Here is a 1,182-nt window from a genome sequence, read left to right as displayed (position 1 = left end):
TGGTTGGCGGGGTCGGTGGGGCCCGGTTCCTGCAAGGGGTGCGGCGGCTTCTCGGTGTTGATGCGCCGGGTGGTGGGGGTGCGTCGCATCGGATCACGGCGGTGGTCAATGTCGGTGACGACGTGTGGATGCACGGGTTGCGGATCTGCCCGGACCTGGACACCTGCATGTACACCCTCGGTGGGGGTATCGACACCGCCCGGGGGTGGGGTCATGCGGGTGAAACCTGGAACGCCAAGGCCGAACTCGCCGCGTACGGGGCGAAGCCGGAGTGGTTCGGGCTCGGCGACCGGGACATCGCGACGCATCTGATTCGCTCGCAGATGCTGCGGACGGGGTATCCGTTGTCGGCGGTCACCGAGGCGTTGTGCAACCGGTGGCGGCCGGGTGTGACGTTGCTGCCGGTCACCGACGATCGTAGTGAGACTCACGTGGTGATCACCGACCCGGAGGACGGGGAGCAGCGGGCGATCCACTTCCAGGACTGGTGGGTTCGGCACCGCGCGCAGGTCCCGACGCACAGTTTCGCGCACATCGGCGCCGAGCAGGCGTCCCCGGCGCCGGGGGTGCTGGAGGCGATCGAGGGCGCCGACATCGTGTTGCTGGCGCCGTCGAATCCGGTGGTCAGCGTCGGCGCGATCCTGGCGGTGCCGGGGATCCGGGGGGCGTTGCGGACCACGACCGCGAAGGTGGTCGGGATCTCGCCGATCGTGGGTGGGAAACCGTTGCGCGGCATGGCCGACGAATGTTTGGACGTGATCGGGGTGGACACCTCGGCGGAGGCGATCGGGCGCTGGTACGGGGCGCGGAGTGGGACGGGGATCCTCGATGGGTGGCTGGTCCACGACACCGACACCGCCGACGTCCCCGGGGTGGCCGTGGCCAGTGTGCCGTTGCTGATGTCCGACCCCGACGCCACCGCCGCGATGGTGCAGGCGGCGCTGGACGTGGCCGGGGTGACACTGTGACCGCACCGACCGGTGCATCCCGGGTGGATCACGCGCCGGGCGGGGCGATCGAGATCCTGCCGGTGACCGGGTTGCCCGAGTTCCGGCCCGGCGACGACCTGGCCGCGGCGATTGTCGCGGCCGCCCCGTGGCTGCGCGGCGGTGACGTGCTGGTGGTGACCAGCAAGGTGTTCTCCAAGGTGGAGGGCCGGATCGTGTCCTCGCCGACCGACCC

Annotated in this window: 2 protein-coding genes; both read left to right on the top strand. The window is 70.6% G+C overall.

What is annotated here, in order from left to right:
• On the top strand, positions 1-968 hold a 968-nt coding region (cofD, locus tag P3H15_RS54000), incomplete at its 5' end, for a 2-phospho-L-lactate transferase (protein ID WP_276144824.1).
• On the top strand, positions 965-1,182 hold a 218-nt coding region (locus P3H15_RS53995), incomplete at its 3' end, for a coenzyme F420-0:L-glutamate ligase (protein WP_276144823.1). The genes cofD and P3H15_RS53995, both read left to right, overlap by 4 nt.

Source organism: Rhodococcus sp. T2V (genome assembly GCF_029269925.1).
In the GTDB taxonomy this organism is placed as follows: Bacteria; Actinomycetota; Actinomycetes; order Mycobacteriales; family Mycobacteriaceae; genus Rhodococcus_F; species Rhodococcus_F koreensis.
This window is presented reverse-complemented; position numbering and strand designations above follow the sequence as displayed.